At 61.7% G+C, this 18032-nt stretch carries 17 protein-coding genes; 8 read left to right on the top strand and 9 right to left on the bottom strand.

Annotated elements, in window-relative coordinates; translation table 11 throughout:
* Positions 1–118 precede the first annotated feature (118 nt).
* Positions 119–1303 (bottom strand): M20 aminoacylase family protein, encoded by a 1185-nt coding sequence (locus P9292_RS12155; RefSeq protein ID WP_309959154.1) that lies wholly within the window; start codon positions 1301–1303, stop codon positions 119–121.
* A gap of 253 nt (positions 1304–1556) precedes the next feature.
* Between P9292_RS12155 and P9292_RS12160 the strand changes: the two genes are divergently transcribed.
* Positions 1557–2882, top strand: a complete 1326-nt coding sequence (locus P9292_RS12160; RefSeq protein ID WP_309959157.1) for a 4-aminobutyrate--2-oxoglutarate transaminase — start codon at positions 1557–1559, stop codon at positions 2880–2882.
* A 61-nt stretch (positions 2883–2943) separates the two neighbouring features.
* Complete coding sequence (locus tag P9292_RS12165; protein ID WP_309959160.1) at positions 2944–4404, top strand: NAD-dependent succinate-semialdehyde dehydrogenase; 1461 nt, start codon at positions 2944–2946, stop codon at positions 4402–4404.
* Positions 4405–4459: 55 nt separating this feature from the next.
* On the opposite strand, the gene P9292_RS12170 is transcribed toward P9292_RS12165, so the two are convergent.
* Positions 4460–5068, bottom strand: coding sequence for a hypothetical protein (locus tag P9292_RS12170; RefSeq protein ID WP_309959162.1), 609 nt, complete (start codon positions 5066–5068; stop codon positions 4460–4462).
* A 214-nt stretch (positions 5069–5282) separates the two neighbouring features.
* Here P9292_RS12170 and P9292_RS12175 point away from each other — a divergent pair, with 214 nt between their 5' ends.
* Positions 5283–6446 carry a metallophosphoesterase gene (locus P9292_RS12175; protein ID WP_309959164.1) on the top strand — a complete coding sequence of 388 codons (1164 nt, stop codon included), beginning with the start codon at positions 5283–5285 and terminating at the stop codon, positions 6444–6446.
* Positions 6447–6468: 22 nt separating this feature from the next.
* On the opposite strand, the gene P9292_RS12180 is transcribed toward P9292_RS12175, so the two are convergent.
* The 4 genes from P9292_RS12180 to P9292_RS12195 all read right to left on the bottom strand — a co-directional run bounded on the left by P9292_RS12180 (position 6469) and on the right by P9292_RS12195 (position 9498).
* Positions 6469–6993, bottom strand: a complete 525-nt coding sequence (locus P9292_RS12180) for a hypothetical protein (protein ID WP_309959168.1) — start codon at positions 6991–6993, stop codon at positions 6469–6471.
* Between the two features lie 230 nt (positions 6994–7223).
* Positions 7224–7724 carry a peptide-methionine (R)-S-oxide reductase MsrB gene (msrB, locus tag P9292_RS12185; RefSeq protein ID WP_250467410.1) on the bottom strand — a complete coding sequence of 167 codons (501 nt, stop codon included), beginning with the start codon at positions 7722–7724 and terminating at the stop codon, positions 7224–7226.
* Between the two features lie 46 nt (positions 7725–7770).
* Positions 7771–8532, bottom strand: a complete 762-nt coding sequence (locus P9292_RS12190) for an ABC transporter permease (protein WP_309959172.1) — start codon at positions 8530–8532, stop codon at positions 7771–7773.
* A gap of 45 nt (positions 8533–8577) precedes the next feature.
* On the bottom strand, positions 8578–9498 hold the full coding sequence (locus tag P9292_RS12195) for an ABC transporter ATP-binding protein (RefSeq protein WP_244829274.1): 921 nt from the start codon (positions 9496–9498) through the stop codon (positions 8578–8580).
* 127 nt (positions 9499–9625) lie between these two features.
* Between P9292_RS12195 and P9292_RS12200 the strand changes: the two genes are divergently transcribed.
* Both P9292_RS12200 and P9292_RS12205 read left to right on the top strand, forming a co-directional pair.
* On the top strand, positions 9626–10105 hold the full coding sequence (locus P9292_RS12200; RefSeq protein WP_250510247.1) for a 2,4'-dihydroxyacetophenone dioxygenase family protein: 480 nt from the start codon (positions 9626–9628) through the stop codon (positions 10103–10105).
* A gap of 51 nt (positions 10106–10156) precedes the next feature.
* Positions 10157–11008: a 3-hydroxybutyryl-CoA dehydrogenase gene (locus P9292_RS12205; protein ID WP_244829272.1), complete on the top strand. Its 852-nt coding sequence runs from the start codon at positions 10157–10159 to the stop codon at positions 11006–11008.
* Between the two features lie 8 nt (positions 11009–11016).
* Here P9292_RS12205 and P9292_RS12210 read toward each other — a convergent pair whose 3' ends face one another.
* The gene (locus tag P9292_RS12210; protein WP_309959174.1) at positions 11017–12006 is read right to left on the bottom strand and encodes a glutathione S-transferase family protein; all 990 of its coding nucleotides are present in this window, start codon (positions 12004–12006) and stop codon (positions 11017–11019) included.
* A 105-nt stretch (positions 12007–12111) separates the two neighbouring features.
* Here P9292_RS12210 and P9292_RS12215 point away from each other — a divergent pair, with 105 nt between their 5' ends.
* The 3 genes from P9292_RS12215 (at position 12112) to P9292_RS12225 (ending at position 15319) form a co-directional block, all read left to right on the top strand.
* Positions 12112–13029, top strand: a complete 918-nt coding sequence (locus P9292_RS12215; protein WP_250467415.1) for a LysR substrate-binding domain-containing protein — start codon at positions 12112–12114, stop codon at positions 13027–13029.
* 314 nt (positions 13030–13343) lie between these two features.
* Entirely contained in the window at positions 13344–14501 is a 1158-nt protein-coding gene (gene ydiK, locus P9292_RS12220) for an AI-2E family transporter YdiK (RefSeq protein ID WP_244829269.1), read from the top strand.
* A gap of 188 nt (positions 14502–14689) precedes the next feature.
* On the top strand, positions 14690–15319 hold the full coding sequence (locus P9292_RS12225) for a DUF6572 domain-containing protein (protein WP_309848564.1): 630 nt from the start codon (positions 14690–14692) through the stop codon (positions 15317–15319).
* A gap of 152 nt (positions 15320–15471) precedes the next feature.
* Here P9292_RS12225 and P9292_RS12230 read toward each other — a convergent pair whose 3' ends face one another.
* Together P9292_RS12230 and P9292_RS12235 are read right to left on the bottom strand one after the other, a co-directional pair.
* Positions 15472–16191 (bottom strand): hypothetical protein, encoded by a 720-nt coding sequence (locus P9292_RS12230; protein ID WP_370652187.1) that lies wholly within the window; start codon positions 16189–16191, stop codon positions 15472–15474.
* 107 nt (positions 16192–16298) lie between these two features.
* Positions 16299–17996, bottom strand: coding sequence for an AMP-binding protein (locus tag P9292_RS12235; protein WP_250493624.1), 1698 nt, complete (start codon positions 17994–17996; stop codon positions 16299–16301).
* Positions 17997–18032: the final 36 nt, after the last annotated feature.

The raw sequence follows: 18032 nt of genomic DNA on the forward strand, positions 1-18032 counted from the left end.
GCTGAATTATCGGCCGCTTACTCTTCTAAAACTGCTCCACGAACCGCGCCCGATAAGCCGTTCCGACCAGCAGATTCTCGTCACCGAAATCGTGGTGCGGTTCTGGATCGTCGGCTGCTCATTGCTCCAAAAACCGCTCCACCAATCGCGCCCAATAAGCCGCCCCGACCGGCAGATTCCTGTCGTTGAAATCGTAGTGCGGGTTGTGAACCATGCAACCGTCCTCGCCCGCGCCGTTGCCGATGCGCAAAAACGTCCCCGGCCGCGCCTGCAGCATGAACGCGAAGTCCTCGCTGCCCATCAGCAAATCCGTGTGGTCGACCACGTGCTCGGCACCCACCAACTCGCGCGCCACCTGCGCCGCGAATTCCGTTTCGGCATCCGAATTGACGACCACCGGATAGCCTTCCAGATACTTGATCGTCGCCTTTGCGCCGTAGCTCGCCGCCTGCGCATCCACGAGTTCGCAGATACGGCGCTTGAGCAACTCACGCACCGGCTTGCTGAACGAGCGCACCGACAGTTCGAGCGTCGCGCGATTCGGAATCACGTTGTTGACCGTGCCAGCGTGCATCGAGCCGACCGTGACGACGGCCGGTTGCGCGGGATCGACATTGCGCGCGACGATAGTCTGCAAAGCCATCACGATGCTCGCCGTCACCACCACCGGATCGACGCTCAAATGCGGACGCGCCGCATGCCCGCCCACGCCTTCGATCTCGATCGACACCTGATCGCACGCCGCCATGAACGGCCCCTTGCGAAACAGGAACGTGCCGGGCGCGACGCCCGGATGGTTGTGCACGCCGAATACGGCATCGCAAGGAAAGCGCTCGAAGAGCCCCTCCGCGATCATGCGTTGCGCGCCGCTCGGCAAACCGTGCTCTTCCGCCGGCTGAAAATACAGATGCACCGTGCCATTGAAACGCCGCGTGCGCGCTAGATGCCGTGCCGCACCGAGCAGCATGGTCGTATGGCCGTCGTGGCCGCACGCGTGCATCTTGCCCGGCGACTCGCTCGCGTACGGCTTGCCGGTCTGCTCGTGAATCGGCAGCGCGTCCATGTCGGCGCGCAGGCCGATGCGCTTCGTGCCATCGCCCGCCGTCAGCGTGCCGACGACACCCGTTCCGGCGATGCCCCGGCTCACTTCCCAGCCCCACTCTTCGAGCTTCTGCGCGACGAGCGCCGAGGTGCGCGTCTCCTCGAACGAGAGTTCGGGATGGCGGTGGATGTAGTGACGGATCTCGCGCAACGCGGGCGCATCGTCGGAAAGATCGGCGAGTTCGGTGAAGAGTCGGGTCATTTGCAGGAACCTTGGCTGAATCGAAACGGAAAACGGAAACACGAACGGCGCACATGATCCTCCAGTCGCGCGTCGCGTGCCAGTTCCGCGCGATTTTTTGCCAATTTCGATCGCTAGGATCGCGGCGAACCAAGTGGAATTGGCTCCATTGGATGCATCGGAATGGCTCTGACCAGGAGAGCCAAATTTAACTATAGTCGGCTCTGAATCCGACTGATGCAACCGCGCGCCGCGCCCCAAGGAGAACTTCGCCGTGTCCAAACTTCCTCAAACCTCGCCCGCCAACGTCACTCGGGCCACCAACGCGGACCTTCAGGCCCGCAAGAATGCCGCCACGCCGCGCGGCGTCGGCGTAATGTGCGACTTCTACGCGGCGCGCGCCGAGAACGCGGAACTCTGGGACGTCGAAGGCCGCCGCTTCATCGACTTCGCGGCGGGCATCGCGGTGTGCAACACGGGGCATCGGCATCCTAAGATCGTCGAGGCCATGCGCGCGCAACTCGACTGCTTCACACATACGGCCTATCAGATCGTGCCTTATGAATCTTACGTTTCCCTCGCGGAAAAAATTAGCGCCCGTGCGCCCGGTCAAGCGCCGAAGAAGACCGCGTTCTTCACGACCGGCGCGGAGGCCGTCGAAAACGCCGTGAAAATCGCGCGCGCGGCAACCGGGCGGCCCGGCGTGATCGCCTTCACGGGCGGCTTTCACGGCCGCACGATGATGGGCATGGCGCTCACCGGCAAGGTCGCGCCGTACAAGATCGGTTTCGGGCCGTTCCCCGCCGACGTCTATCACGCGCCGTTTCCCAACGCGCTGCACGGCGTATCGGTGGCGGACTCGCTGCGCGCCATCGAGCATCTGTTCAAGGCGGATATCGAAGCCAAGCGCGTCGCGGCGATCATCTTCGAACCCGTGCAAGGCGAAGGCGGCTTCAATCCGGCGCCCGCGGACTTCGTGCGCGGCCTGCGCCGGATCTGCGACGAGCACGGCATTCTGCTGATCGCCGACGAAGTGCAGACGGGATTCGCGCGCACCGGCAAACTCTTCGCGATGGAGCATTACGACGTGGTTCCCGATCTCATGACGATCGCGAAGAGTCTTGCGGGCGGCATGCCGCTATCGGGCGTCGTGGGCCGCGCGGACATCATGGACAGCGCGGCGCCAGGCGGTCTCGGCGGCACTTACGCGGGCAATCCGCTCGCGGTGGCGGCGGCGCACGCGGTGCTCGATATCATCGACGAAGAGCAACTCTGCGAACGCGCCAACACGCTCGGCGACAAGCTCAAAGCGAAGCTCGAAGCGATTCGTCGGGACGTGCCGCAGATCGCCGATGTGCGCGGTCCGGGCGCCATGATCGCCGCCGAGTTCTGCAAGCCCGGCACGCACGAACCCGATGCCGATTTCGCCAGGCGCGTGCAGGCGCGCGCGCTGGAACGCGGTTTGTTACTGCTCGTGTGCGGCGTGTATGGCAACGTCGTGCGCTTCCTGTTTCCCCTCACGATCCAGGAGCCTGTATTCGACGAAGCCCTCGGCATCCTCGAAGAAGTGTTGAGCGAAACCATCGCCGCCGCGGCTTGAGCACGGTTCGCCCCTTCGTCGTATGCTGAATGCAGAAATCTCAAGAAGGAATCGCAAGCAAATGAGCCTCAAAGACGAACTCAAGGACCCGGCACTGCTTCGTCACGCGTCGTATATCGCTGGTGAATGGCAGCAAGCCGATGACGGCGCCACCTTCGACGTACTCGATCCGTCAAACGGCGAATCGCTCGGCGCCGTTCCGCAAATGGGCGCGAGCGAAACACGCCGCGCCATCGCGGCCGCCAACGCCGCGTGGCCCGAATGGCGCAAGAAAACCGCGAAGGAACGCGCGGTCATCATGCGCCGCTGGTACGACCTGATGATCGCCAACGCCGACGACCTTGCGCTCATCCTCACGACCGAACAAGGCAAACCGCTCGCCGAAGCGAAGGGCGAGATCGTCTACGCGGCGTCGTTCATCGAATGGTTCGCCGAAGAAGGCAAGCGCGTGGCGGGCGACACGCTCGCCACGCCCGCCGCGGACAAGCGCATTGTCGTGACGAAGGAACCAATCGGCGTGTGCGCGGCGATCACGCCGTGGAACTTCCCGGCAGCAATGATCACGCGCAAGGTCGGTCCGGCGCTGGCGGCGGGCTGTCCTATCGTCGTGAAGCCGGCCGAAGCCACGCCCTTCTCCGCGTTCGCGCTGGCCGTGCTCGCGGAGCGCGCGGGCGTGCCGAAGGGCGTGTTGAGCGTGCTGACCGGCGACCCGAAAGCCATCGGCGGCGAAATGACGGGCAACCCGACCGTGCGCAAGCTCTCGTTCACAGGCTCGACGGCGGTAGGCCGTCTCCTGATGGCGCAAAGCGCGCCCACGGTCAAGAAAGTCACGCTGGAACTCGGTGGCAATGCGCCCTTCCTCGTGTTCGAAGACGCCGATATCGACGCGGCAGTGCAAGGCGCGATTGCATCGAAGTATCGCAATAGCGGTCAGACGTGCGTGTGCACGAATCGCTTCTATGTGCACGAGCGCGTCTACGACGAGTTCGCCGCGAAACTGGCGACGGCTGTAGGCGACCTGAAGGTTGGACGCGGCACGGATGACGGCGTGTTGCTTGGCCCGCTCATCAACGAGGCGGCGGTGAAGAAGGTGGAAGCGCATATCGAGGATGCGCTGGCCAAAGGCGCGACGCTGACGGCCGGCGGCAAGCGGCATGCGCTCGGCCACGGTTTTTTCCAGCCGACCGTGCTTACCGGCGTCACGCCGGCCATGCAAGTGGCAAAAGAAGAGACGTTCGGCCCGCTCGCGCCGATTTTCAAATTCTCTTCCGACGACGAAGCCATTCGCCTGGCCAACGACACCGAATTCGGACTCGCCGCATACTTCTACAGCCGCGACATTGCACGCGTGTGGCGCGTGGCGGAAGCGCTCGAATACGGCATGGTCGGAATCAACACCGGCTTGATCTCGAACGAAGTCGCGCCGTTCGGCGGCGTCAAGCAATCGGGACTGGGCCGTGAAGGCTCGCACTATGGTATCGACGATTACGTCGTCATCAAGTATCTGTGCCTGCAGGTCTGATTTAGCCGATGCACCGAGCGAAGGCCCCGCGCGTGTTTAACGCCGGGGCCTTCGCTCATTTCGATGCCGCGACGGGCGTCACTTTCACCGCGGCCGCGGAAACGAACACCGCATGCACGGTGTCGCCCTTCTTGAGGTTGTCGGCTGCGACATCGGGCGGAAGGTCCATGGTCTCGGTGCGCCACGGTCCGCGCAGTGTGACGGTGTGATGCTTCTTGTCGACCCTCACGACCGTGGCGAGAATCTCGACCTGACGCGATGAATCGAAGCCGCTTGCGCCATTCGCGCCCGAAGCGGGCGAATAGGTTTGCGTGTCCACGCGCTTGCGCAGGCCCTGATCCTTGCCCGTTACCTTTTCCACGTTCGAAAGCAAAGCGTTCTTGTACTGGACATCGACCTTGTCGCCAACATGAAGCTGATCGAAATCCGTCACTTCCTTGTTGACGAGCACTGTCGAATCGCCACGCGGACCATGCACGATGAGCGTGCGCGTCGACGGGTCTATGCCCGTGATGACGGCTTGAACGTGGATAGGCTGCGCCGCGCCGATGACCTGCCGCGCCTGGTTCGTCAATGCGTCGTTGGTCTGAGCGAAAGCGGTGCCGGACGCCATGACGATTGCCGTCATTGGAAAGAGAGAAAGCGCGCGAAAGCCTGATTTCATTTGATCACTCCTCGTTGCACATCGGTAGTCCAAACAAATTCGCTCGACGATATCATGCAGACGACTACGCCCAGACGCACGCCCACGGCGGATATGGCCCCGAACCGGTAGAATCGATCGACAGGACCGGCTAAGGGCAACGACGCGTATATTCGACGCGCCGACGCGTCACGCGTATTCTTGCCCGCCGCATTTTTGACCTTTTAGGGGCGTTATGCGACGTTCGGCATTTTTTATCCGCTTCATTGGCATTGGTGTTCTCTTTCATATCTACGTTGGCGTGCGGCTCATTCCCGATGCGCCCGTCGGCCCGGCGCTCAAGGCGCTTGCCATCGCGCTGCTCGTCGCCTCGCTAATTTTGATTCCGCTCGGCATGTCCGCGCGATCGATCGAAAAGCAACCGCTTGCGGATCGGCTCGCCTGGTTCGGACTGACCGCGCTCGGCTTCTTCTCGTCGCTCCTGCTGCTGACCTTCGCGCGCGATCTCGTGCTGCTGTCCGTGCATGTGTTCGACTGGCTGCGCGGCACGCCCATAGGCTCGCCCCGCTTCGTTGCCGAGAGTGCGCTGGCCGTGCCGTTGCTCGCGTTGCTCTCGTCCGTCGCCGGCTTTTACAACGCGCGAAAGCGCGCGCCGGTAAAGAGCGTGGACGTGCCCATCGACAATTTGCCGGCGGCGCTCGAAGGCTTCACTATTGTGCAGATCAGCGATATCCACGTCGGCCCGACTATCAAGCGGCACTATGTCGAGCGAATCGTCGCGGCCGTCAATGCGTTGCAGCCGGATCTGATCGCGGTGACGGGCGACGTGGTCGATGGCAGTGTGCCGCACCTCGCTGCTCATACACGCCCGCTCGCGGAATTGAGCGCGCGGCACGGCGCGTTCCTCGTCACGGGTAATCACGAGTATTACTCGGGCGCGGACAAGTGGATCGTCGAATTCCGGCGGCTCGGCATGAATGTGCTGCTCAATCAGCATGTGGTGCTGAACCACGACGGCGCGCAAGCCGTGATCGCCGGTGTCACCGATTACGGCGCGGGCAGCTTCGATCCCGCGCACCGGAGCGACCCGGCTAAAGCGATGGAAGGCGCTCCCGCCGATGCCACCGTGCGCGTGCTCCTTGCCCATCAGCCACGCAGCGCGACCGCCGCCGCCGATGCGGGTTTTACGCTGCAACTGTCGGGGCATACGCATGGCGGACAGTTCTTTCCGTGGAACTTCTTCGTCAAGCTGCAGCAGCCGTTCGTGTCGGGTCTCGTGAAATTCAACGGACTGTGGGTGTACACGAGTCGAGGAACGGGCTATTGGGGACCGCCCAAGCGCCTCGGCGCGCCTTCCGAAATCACGCGCGTGAGGCTGGTCGCGGCGCCTGCAGCTTGAACCGAGCTTGGCCTGCATGGAGTCAACGCTTCGGAACGCTTTTCCAGACCACTTTCACGGTCGCGCCGGATGCGAGCGCGGCGGCGTCGCCGGGATGGGTTGTACGTATCTCGATTGGCAAGCTGTTGGCGTCCTTCAGCATGACGACGCCGGTTGCACTGTCGGCGCCCGTAACCTGCCCGACGAACTGCGTTTGCCCCGGCAGCATTTCCTGCAAAGGCTGCGCTTTGACAAGCGTGAGCGTAACCGCGCGAAGCGCCGTGCTATTCACTCGTGTGCCAATAGGCAACTTGTTCAGATCCTGCATCTCCTGCCCGACGTTCAACTGCGTCTCCTGCCCTTGCGCATTGACCACGGTGACGCGATGCGCGTCGGGATCGACAGCTTTTACCTCGCCGATGATCTGCACGAGCATCTTGCCTTCGATGGACAGCGCAGCAACCTTTGCGCTTGGTTGACGTTGAGCAAACGCATTGCCGCCATTCAATAGGCCAGTCAGCGAGCCGACCAGCAATGCTGTGCAGAAGTAGATTATTTTGATTTTCATGGCTCAGTCTCTCAATGTCAGCGAGGCCAGCCAGGCTTTCTCTCGCATACATCCTGACGAGGATGTTGTTTCGATTCTGCCCTGTCAACCCTTCGAGATGATTGAGACGGAGTGCGAAATTTTGTCACCGATCGTTTTGATGCGCGAAAGGCTCGCCTTGCTTCAAGGCGAATTCAAAGCGTTCGGCGCGTGCGCCGGCGACCGTATCCGTTCTACGCGCTTTGGCCAGGTCAGCTTTCGGTCTGGCGAAAAAGCAGCGCAGCGCCGTTCAGGCAGTAACGCAGACCAGTGGGATTCGGGCCGTCGTCGAAGACATGCCCGAGATGGCCGCCGCAACGCCGGCAAAGCACTTCGTGACGAAGGGAGCCGGGCGTTGCATCGGCGCGGGTGGCGACGGCGCCGTCGATTGGCATGGAGAAACTCGGCCATCCGGTGCCGCTATCGAACTTCGCCGACGAGGCAAAGAGCGGCGATCCGCATCCCGCGCAAAAAAACGAGCCGTTGCGACGCTCGTTGATCAACGGGCTGGCGTTCGGCGGCTCGGTCGCGCCGCGCCTGAGCACGCGATATTGTTCAGCGGAAAGGCGGCGGCGCCATCCGGCATCGCTCAGGTTCATCTCGTACGGGTCGGCAAGCGCCGTGTCCGCGCCGCGCGAGGCAATGGAGCCGCCCGTGAAAGTGGCCGTGACCGCGCCGAAGAAAGTGCGTTTAGTGCGTTTCATGATTTTCATTCGATGAACGCCTCTTGATGGTGACGACGCCCGCCGGCGCCAACCGCTACGATTTGATGCGATAGCCGGTCTTGAAGATCCACGCCGTGATAGCGATGAACACGCCCAGAAATACTAACGTCATCGAAAGGCTTACGCCTACGGAAACATCCACGAGACCGTAAAAACTCCAGCGAAAGCCGCTGATGAGATACACGACCGGATTAAAAAGCGCGACCGTTTTCCAAAACGGCGGCAGGATGTTGATCGAATAAAAGCTGCCGCCGAGGAACGTGAGCGGCGTGACAATCAAAAGCGGAATGATCTGAAGTTTCTCGAAACCGTCTGCCCAAATGCCAATAATGAATCCGAGCAGGCTGAATGTCAGCGATGTCAGCAGCAAAAACACGATCATCCAAAATGGATGGTCGATCCGCAGCGGCACGAAGAGCCGCGCAGTCGCGAGAATGATCAACCCGAGAATGATCGACTTGGTCGCCGCCGCGCCGACGTAACTCAGAACGAGCTCGAAATACGACACGGGCGCGGACAAGAGCTCGTAGATGGTGCCCGTGAACTTCGGAAAGTAAATGCCGAACGAAGCGTTCGCGATGCTCTGCGTGAGCAGCGACAGCATGACGAGTCCCGGCACAATGAACGCGCCGTAGCTGATGCCGTCCACTTGCGGAATGCGCGAGCCGATGGCCGCGCCGAACACCACGAAATAGAGCGAAGTGGAAATGACGGGCGACACGATGCTCTGCATGAGCGTGCGTCCGGCGCGCGCCATTTCGAAGCGATAGATCGCGCGTACTGCGTGAAGATTCATGTGGTCTCCCTGTCGACCGGAATCGATGCTCCCGGTCCGATACGACTAGTTGCGCACGAGGCTCACGAAGATGTCTTCGAGCGAGCTCTGCGTCGTTTGCAGATCCTTGAAGCGCACGCCGGCTTCATCGACATGGCGCAATAGCGCGATGATTCGACCCGGCTCGTCATGGGCGTCGTAGGTGTAAGTCAGTTCGTTGCCGTCGGCGGACAATTGCAGGCCGTAGGGCGCGAGCGACGCGGGCACGGCAGCCAGCGCGTGATCCAATTGCAGCGCGAGCTTCTTCTGCCCGAGCTTGCGCATGAGTTCGGCCTTCTCTTCGACCAGCACGATCTCGCCGCGATTGATCACGCCTACGCGATCCGCCATCTCTTCCGCTTCCTCGATGTAATGCGTCGTGAGGATGATGGTCACGCCGTTCGCTTGCAGTTCGCGCACGAGGTTCCACATGTCGCGGCGCAGTTCGACATCGACGCCGGCCGTCGGCTCGTCCAGAAAGAGAATCTGCGGCTCGTGCGCGAGCGCCTTGGCGATCAGGACGCGCCGCTTCATGCCGCCCGAAAGCGTCATGATCTTGTTGTCCTTTTTGCTCCAGAGCGACAGCGACTTCAGCACCTTCTCGACATGCGCCGGGTTTTTCGGCCGGCCGAACAAGCCCCGGCTGAACGATACGGTCGCCCACACGGTTTCGAAGGCGTCGGTGGTGAGTTCCTGCGGCACGAGCCCGATCATCGCGCGCGCGGCGCGATAGTCCGTGACGATGTCGTGTCCGTTCACGGTGACCGTGCCCGAGCTGGGATTCACGATGCCGCAAACCGTGCTGATGAGCGTGGTCTTGCCCGCCCCGTTCGGACCGAGCAACGCGAAAATCTCGCCGCGCCGGATTTCCAGATTCACGTCCCGGAGCGCGCTGAACCCCGACTCGTAGGTCTTGGAGAGGTTTGAAATGGTAATGATGGTTGGCATGGCACGGACGATAGCAGATAAGGCGCGATCCGGCTGGATCGAACGGGGCTTTCAGGGGTCGTCCGTTTGGCCGATGCACGGCGCGTGCCGCGCTGCATACAATGGGCGTCTGATCAAGGGAGCCGACATGCTGTTCGAACAGATTCAAACCGCTTGCATCAACGACGCGGACGTGCCGTGGGTGCCCTTCACGCCATACAGCGAGCACGTGCTCGTCAAATACTTCAAGCTCGATCCGGTTCGCGGCGAAACCATCGCCCTTTTGAAGGCGCCGGCGCGCGGACAAATGCCGCGGCATCGGCATACGGGCACGGTAATCGTCTACACGGTCGAAGGGCGCTGGAAGTATCGCGAACATGCGTGGATCGCGGACAAAGGCAGCATCGTGTACGAGACCGCAGGTTCCAGTCACACGCCGGAAGCCGTTCCAGTGGTGGACGGCAGCGATCAGATCGTCACGCTCAACATCATTCAGGGCGAGCTGCTCTTCGTAAACGAAAACGGGCAAATACTTGCCGCCGAAGACTGGCGCAGCGGCTGGGAGCGCTACGCTGCCTATTGCCGCGCGCATGGATTAAAAACACGCGACTTGACGGCGTTCGGCTGAAGGCGTGGTTAGAATCGTGCATCGCACAAACATCCATTGGAGGAAGCGCGCATGAGCATACAGACGGTGGGTATCGTCGGAGCGGGAACCATGGGCAACGGCATCGCGCAGGTCGCGGCCGTGGCGGGATTCGACATCGTGCTGATCGACGTGACGGACGCCGCGCTCGCCAAGGGCGTGGCCACGCTGACGAACAGCCTGGAACGGCTGGTGTCGAAAGACAAGCTGCAAGCGTCGGTGCGCGATGCCGCGATTGCGCGCATCCAGACATCCACGGATTACGGGCGGCTCAAGGACGCGGATATCGTCATCGAGGCGGCCACGGAGAACGTCGAGCTCAAACACCGCATTCTGAAGCAGATCGAAGCAGCGGCGCGGCCCGAGGCGATCATCGCGTCGAACACATCGTCTATTTCGATCACCGCGCTTGGCGCAACGCTTGCGCGGCCCGAGCGGTTCATCGGCATGCACTTCTTCAATCCGGTGCCGCTGCTGCAACTCGTCGAAGTGATTCGCGGCGTACAGACGAGCGACGACACCGCGAACGCCGTGCGCGCGCTCACCGAGAAGCTGGACAAGTCGCCCATCGGCGTGAAGAACTCGCCTGGCTTCGTGGTCAACCGCATTCTCGTGCCCATGATCAACGAAGCCTTCTTCGTGCTCTATGAAGGCGTGGCGAGCGCCGAGGAAATCGACGCGGGCATGAAGCTCGGCGCAAACCATCCTATCGGTCCGCTCGCGCTTGCCGATCTCATCGGCCTCGATGTCTGTCTCTCGGTCATGGACGTGTTTCTGAAGGATTTCGGCGATTCGAAATATCGAGCGTGCCCGCTGTTGCGCGAACTCGTGTCCGCGGGTTATCTCGGCCGCAAGACGAAGCGCGGCGTTTATCGGTACGACTGAGCTCAGGCTTACGCGCTTTTCGGCAGACGCTCTCGGTCGTGCGGCGCGGCGAAGTCAAGCACGGGACCGGCCGGCACGATCCCGGTCGGGTTGATCGAGCGATGACTCTCGTAGTAATGCCGCTTGATGTGCTCGAAGTTCACCGTGTCCGCGACTCCCGGCATCCGGTAAATCTCGCGCGTGTAGTTGGAGAGATTCGGATAATCCGCTATGCGCCGCAGATTGCATTTGAAGTGGCCGGCGTACACGGCGTCGAAGCGCACGAGCGTCGTGAACAGTCGGATGTCGGCTTCGGTGAAGCGCTCGCCCGCGAGATAACGGTGCGAGGCAAGGCGCGCATCGAGGAAGTCGAGGGTATCGAAGAGCGGCTGCACGGCTTCCTCGTACGCGGCCTGGGTGGTCGCGAAGCCCGCTTTGTAGACGCCGTTGTTCACGCTGTCGTAGATGCGCGCGTTGAGCGTGTCGATCTCCGCGCGCAACTCGGGCGGATAGTAATTGCCCGCTTTGGCGCCCTGGCCGTCGAACGCGGCATTCAGCATGCGAATAATCTCGGACGACTCGTTGCTGACTATCGTGCCGCGCGCCTTGTCCCAGAGAATCGGCACGGTCACGCGGCCGGTGTAGCTCGCGTCCGCCGCCGTGTAGACCTGATGCAGAAAGCGCGCGCCGTTGATGGCGTCGGGCACGACGCCCGGACCATCCGCGAAGGTCCAGCCGTTTTCGAGCATGAGCCAGTGAACGACCGAGATGCCGATCATTTCTTGCAGCCCCTTGAGCGCGCGCACGATAAGCGTGCGATGTGCCCACGGACACGCCAGGCTCACGTACAAGTGATAACGGCCCGCTTCCGCCTTGAAGCCGCCCTCGCCACTCGGACCGGGCGCGCCATCGGCCGTGACCCAGTTGCGAAACGCCGCGTCCTTGCGCACGAAGCGCCCGCCAGTCGATTTCGTGTCGTACCACTTGTCCTGCCATTGCCCGTCGACGAGAAGTCCCATCTGCATGCTCCTTGATCGTTGTTTGCGTCATCTCCAAGCACGTGGTGGACCGCGCCGCCGCTCTTGCCGTACCATCGCGCCGATGAACGTTCGATGGAGTCGAACATGTTATCCGAGGAAGAACTCGCCCTGCTCGATGCAATCCGCTCGACCGGCAGCCTTTCCCGCGCGGCGGCGCGACTCGGCCGCGCGCCCTCGACGATCTCGCATGCCGCGCGGCAACTGGAAACGCGCTTCGACGCGCTGCTGTTCGACCGCCGTCGTTACCGCCTGCAACTGACGCCAGCGGGCCATCTTCTCGCCGATGAAGCCGCGCGTCTGATGATCGACGTGTCGCGTCTGACGCAGCGCGTGAAGCAGATCGCGAGCGGCTGGGAAGACCGGTTGTGGATAGTCTGCGACGAGATACTCGAGTTCGAGACCTTGCTGCCGGTCGTGCAGGCGTTCGACGCGCTCGCGTCCGGCGTGACCCTGCGCATGACGCATGAAGTGCTGGGCGGCACGTGGGAAGCACTGCGCGATGGCCGCGCCGATCTCATCGTCGGGGCGACGAACGAACCGCCCGCGATTCCCGGCCTGCGCTGGTTCGAACTCGGCGTGATGGAATGGGTGTTCGCCGTGGCGCCGCGCCATCCGCTGGCGAAGGCGGCAGAACCGCTCGGGCGCGAGCAGATCGCGGCGCATCGCGCGGTGGCGGTCGCGGATTCATCGCATGGATCGGCGGGACGCGCTTACGGCGTGCTCGGCGGACAAGCGGCGCTCGCCGTGCCGGGCATGCGCGCGAAGATTCTTGCTCAACGGCAAGGACTTGGCTGCGGTTGGGTGCCGAAGCATCGAGTGGCTTCATTGCTGGCGCGTGGCGAACTGATCGCAAAGCAAACCGGCGATCCGCGCGAGCCTAACGTTCTGTACGTGGCATGGCGCGGCGATCACGAAGGCCGCGCGTTGCAATGGTGGATTGAGCAGTTTCGTCAGGCGCGTTTGGCCAGGCGTCTTGTCGATGGCATCGACGCGTTCGCCTGAAATTACGGCAGCTTGACTACCGAAGGCAACGAAAAGACCAGACAGCATAAAAGCCACAGCGAATATACGAAGAGGCCTCGCAGCCGCCTGCGCCGCCGGCCGTCGTCTTCACGTGCTTGCATGAGCATGATTGCCATCTCGTCGAGTGATCGTTTCGTTAAGCGTATGCGAAGCCACCGCACATTGCCAGCGCGCCCGAATACCGTGCGCCATCGGCAATTTTTAGTAGTATGGATTGGATGCCGCCGAACTTACCGCTATGATGCCGGCGCTAAAACGCCCCGTCTCACTGATTTCTCTTCATTCAAGGCACCATGTCCACCACTCCGAACGGGCCGCCGAATTTGAACCCGCGCCAGCCAGTCGATATCGCGCGCATTCTGCTCGTCATTGCCATTCTGACTGCGCTGACTGTTGGCAGCCTTTATATCCTGCGGCCGTTTCTGCCGGGGCTGATCTGGGCCACGACGATCGTCGTCGCCACCTGGCCGTTGATGGTCGCGGTGCAACGCCGCTGCGGCAATCGCCGCTGGGCCGCGACGACTGTCATGCTGCTCGTGCTGCTGATCGTCATCGTGCTGCCGTTGTATCAGGCTATCTCCACGCTCGCATTGCACGGCGCCGAGATCATGTCGGCCATCAAGAGCCTGCCCACGTATGCACTTCCCCCGCCGCCGAGTTGGGTACACGACGTGCCGCTCGCCGGTCAGCGCGTCTCGGCCGAATGGCAGACGCTTTCCGACGCCGGCCCCGGCGGCCTGCTCGCCCGCATCGAACCGTATGTGACGATCGCAGCGCGCTGGATGCTCTCGCACGCGGCCGTCGTCGGGGTGTTCGTGATGCACATGGTGATCACGATCATCATCTCCGGCATCCTTTACATGCAGGGCGAGGCAGCGGGCCGCTTCATCGTGCGGTTCGCAACGCGGGTTGCCGCGCAGCGTGGCGCCGAAGCCATCAAGCTCGCCGGCCTCGCCATTCGCGCGGTGGCGCTCGGCATTGTCGTGACGGCCGTGACGCAATCGGCGCTCGGAGGAATCGGCTTGTGGATCGCGGGCGTGCCGGCCGCGGGCATCATCACCGCCGTCATGCTGATGTTGTGCCTCGCGCAAATCGGGCCGCTCTTGCCACTGCTTGGGGGCGTCGCCTGGCTTTTCTGGCACGGGTCGCACGTCGCCGCGATTCTGTTGCTGATCTGGTCGATCATGATTGCCATGCTCGACAATTTTTTACGTCCCATACTCATCCGCCGCGGTATCAATTTGTCGATGCTGCTGATTCTTTCCGGCGTGCTTGGCGGCATGTTCGCATTCGGAATTGTCGGATTGTTTATTGGCCCGGTCATTCTCGCGGTCACCTCGGCAATATTGAACGCGTGGATCAACGAACAGCCCTCATTGCCGCAAGTAGACGCCATGAGTAAGGAAGAGCTGACCGGATCGACGGCCGCGCGAGGCATAAGCGACGTATGAGCGGACGGCGCAAAGCATTACGCTTATATCTGCTGAACCGGCACTGGGCGCAAAATTAGGAAAACACCTAAAGCGTATCTAACGCGATCCAAATCCAGCTTTATATTTTGAATCATCCCAAAATAAGAAATCGCTTAAGCAATGGCTTAGGACTCTGATTAATTTGAGAAATCGCAAGCAAACACACAATGTTTCGCTGTGAATTAAAGAGACATATTCCGCTACAATGCACTTCTTTGATACTTGCCCTCTCAGGGCGTAGGGGAATGACCATGTCTCTGCGCGACGTGGACGTCATCGACTACATCGGAGTGAATTCCTTGCTCAAGCGCGTGTATGTCGGGATATTCGATGAATGCGACTGGCACGATGAAAAAATGCATGAGGATTTGCTGACGCGGAAAATAGACGGCTATAACCGTTATATTCGCTCGGGTCAGTTACTTATGAATTATCCGCACGTTCGCGGATATCAGATCGTATTTGAATACGTGTCGATGCACAAAATGACGCCCAGCGCGCTGCAGTATTGGAAAACGCGTGAGCGCGTCATCCACGCGGCGGGTTTCGATGTACGTGTGCGCGCCGTGGACGTTCGGCGCTCGCTCGGCATCAAGGTCGACGACGTCGCCAAGGTCGAGGCCGAGTTGGTCGAACCCGCGGCTATCGAAGTGCTCGATGCGGACCCGCGCAGTCGCCTCGCCGACGTGACCGACATCTCTTATCTGCCGCCGTTGATGCCTTCCAGGGCGCAACAGGCGCAGACTCTCCCGGCGGTTCTTACCCGCCTGTCGTTGCGGCGCGCGGCAATGAACTGAATTTCGTTGTACTCGGAGCCGTTCGGTGCGCGACGAGCGCGCTTCGGAAACACGGGTGAGCTCTCACGGGATACACCGGTGAGCCAATTCGGGAAGCAAATAAAGCGGCGAGGCCTGAAAGCCTCGCCGCTTTTTCTTGGGCACTTCCGAAGTTACTGCACCAGACTCAACGCCGACGTTGCGATGGACGGCACGGCAATATTATTGGTCTTCGCGTACTGCACAGCCTGCGTAAGCGTCTGCATCAGCGATTGCAACTGCCCCGGCGCCGATTGCGCGATATACGTTGCCGCCTGCGCCGTGCCAGGATTCGAGCCGGCCTGCATGAGCGAGGACATGTTCATCGAATTCTTGACCGAACTCAGATTCGATTGCAGCCCCGCGTATTGCTTGACGCCCTGACCCAGCGAAGCTAGCCCATCCGTGAAAGTTTGCTTGCTCGCGGCCGTCGGCGGCGTGGTCGATCCACTGGAAAAAGCCTGAATCAGCGATTGCGACACGCTTTGCTGCGTACCGCCAAGCTGCGACAGCGCACTGCTGCTCGGCACACCGCCGCTTCCCGACGCGCTCGACAGCAGTCCCGCCGCCGACTGCGCCTGACTCGCGACGCCGGACATTCCCATGGCCGAAGCAAGATTCGATTGTCCGCTCAACACCTGTTGATTCGCGCCGAGATAGCTTTGCACTAGCGAACCCAATCCCGACGACTGCGTGCCCGCGCTGCCCGACACATCCGACTTGCCGCTGCCGAATCCGAACTGTTGCAGGTTGATTTGCGCGTTGGATGCGACCGGCGCGACAAGCGCTCCCGTCAAACCAGCCGCCAGTAGCGCAAACCTCAACGAGCGCTTCACCATGTTGCGTTCCTCCATTTGACTCGTCCGATGATCGAACAGGCTCGGTTCGACCTTCAGACAAATTGACGGTTCGCGCTGTTTACATTTGCTTGCGATTATGTCAGGAGAAATATTCGGCGAAATCATTTTGTCTGGCGAAGCTCCGGAAAATCCTCTTCCCAGAATTCGAACTCGCCGCGCACGGCAGTGTTGGTGCGAGCGGCTTCCTGTCGACGAAGATCGACGCGCCGAATCTTGCCCGAGATGGTTTTCGGCAACTCGGCGAATTCGATTCTTCGAATGCGTTTATATGGCGAGAGCCGCTCGCGCGAAAACGCGAACACGCTTCGCGCCAGTTCCGGTCCGACTGCGAAGCCGTGTCGCAGGGTAACGAACGCCTTCGGCACGGAGAGCCGTAACGGGTCCGGACTCGGCACGACAGCAGCTTCCGCGATCGCCTCGTGTTCGATCAACACGCTCTCCAGCTCGAACGGACTCAGCCGATAGTCCGAAGATTTGAACACGTCGTCCGCGCGGCCGACGTAGACGAAGTAGCCATCCGCGCCGCGCGAGGCGACGTCCGAGGTGCGATAGAAGCCGCCGCGCATCGCGTTTTCGGTGGCGGTCGGGTTATCGGCGTAACCGGTCATCAGGCCGAGCGGCGGCGGATTCAGCACCAGCGCGATCTCGCCTTCGTCGGCGAGCGCGCCATCTGGATCGAGCAGCGCCACGCGGTAACCGGGCAGCGGACGTCCCATCGACCCCGGCGCAACCCGCTGACCCGGCGTATTGGCGATCTGCGCGGTGGTTTCAGTCTGGCCGTAGCCATCGCGGATAGGCACGCCCCACGCCGTGTGCACGCGCTCGACGACCTCGGGATTGAGCGGCTCGCCCGCCCCGACGATCTCCCGCAGCTTCACCGCGTAGGACGCCAGCGGCTCTTGCACCAGCATGCGCCACACGGTCGGCGGCGCGCATAACGTGGTGATGTCGTATTGCACGAGCGCATCGAGCGTGCGCGCCGCATCGAAGCGGCTGAAGTTGTAGATGAAGACGCAAGCCTGTGCATTCCACGGCGCGAAAAAGCAGCTCCACGCGTGCTTTGCCCAGCCCGGCGAGCTGATGTTCCAGTGCACGTCGCCGGGTTGCAGGCCGATCCAGTACATCGTCGAAAGATGCCCGACCGGATAGCTCTCGTGCGTATGCGCGACGAGCTTGGGCTTCGACGTCGTGCCCGAAGTGAAGTACAGCAAATAGGGATCGCTGGCGTTCGTTTCGCCATCTGCGGCAAAGTCCGGCGACGCTTCGTAGGCCGCGTCGTAGGCAAGCCAGCCATCGCGCGGCTCGCCCACGGCGATACGCAGTCCCGTCACGTCGATGCCTTCGAACTTGTGCGTCTCGCCCGCATCGACGATCACGTGTTGCACGCGTCCAAGCGCGATGCGCTCGCGCAAGTCGGCAGGCGCGAGTTGCGTGGTCGCGGGCAGCACGATAGCGCCGAGCTTCATCGCGCCGAGCATGGTCTCCCACAACTCGACTCGGTTCGGCAGCATCAACAAGATACGCTCGCCGCGCGTGACGTTCAGCGCGCGCAAATGGTTGGCGACGCGCGCCGAACGCTCGCTCATCTGCGCGAATGAAAGACGCGTCTCGCCGCCACCTTCGTTGACGATATGCAACGCGGCCGCATGGTTGCCGCGCGCCATCGGATCGAAATAATCGAGCGCCCAGTTGAAACGACTAAGCGCCGGCCACTGAAACTCGCGATACGCGGTGTCGTAATCGGTGCGATGTCGCAGCAAAAAGTCGCGTGCTTCGATGAAAGGCTCTGCCGGGTTCATTTCGTCTCCGTGATTGTTTTGATTGCCCCGTGCGGC

Source organism: Caballeronia sp. LZ001 (assembly GCF_031450875.1).
In the GTDB taxonomy this organism is placed as follows: domain Bacteria; phylum Pseudomonadota; class Gammaproteobacteria; order Burkholderiales; family Burkholderiaceae; genus Caballeronia.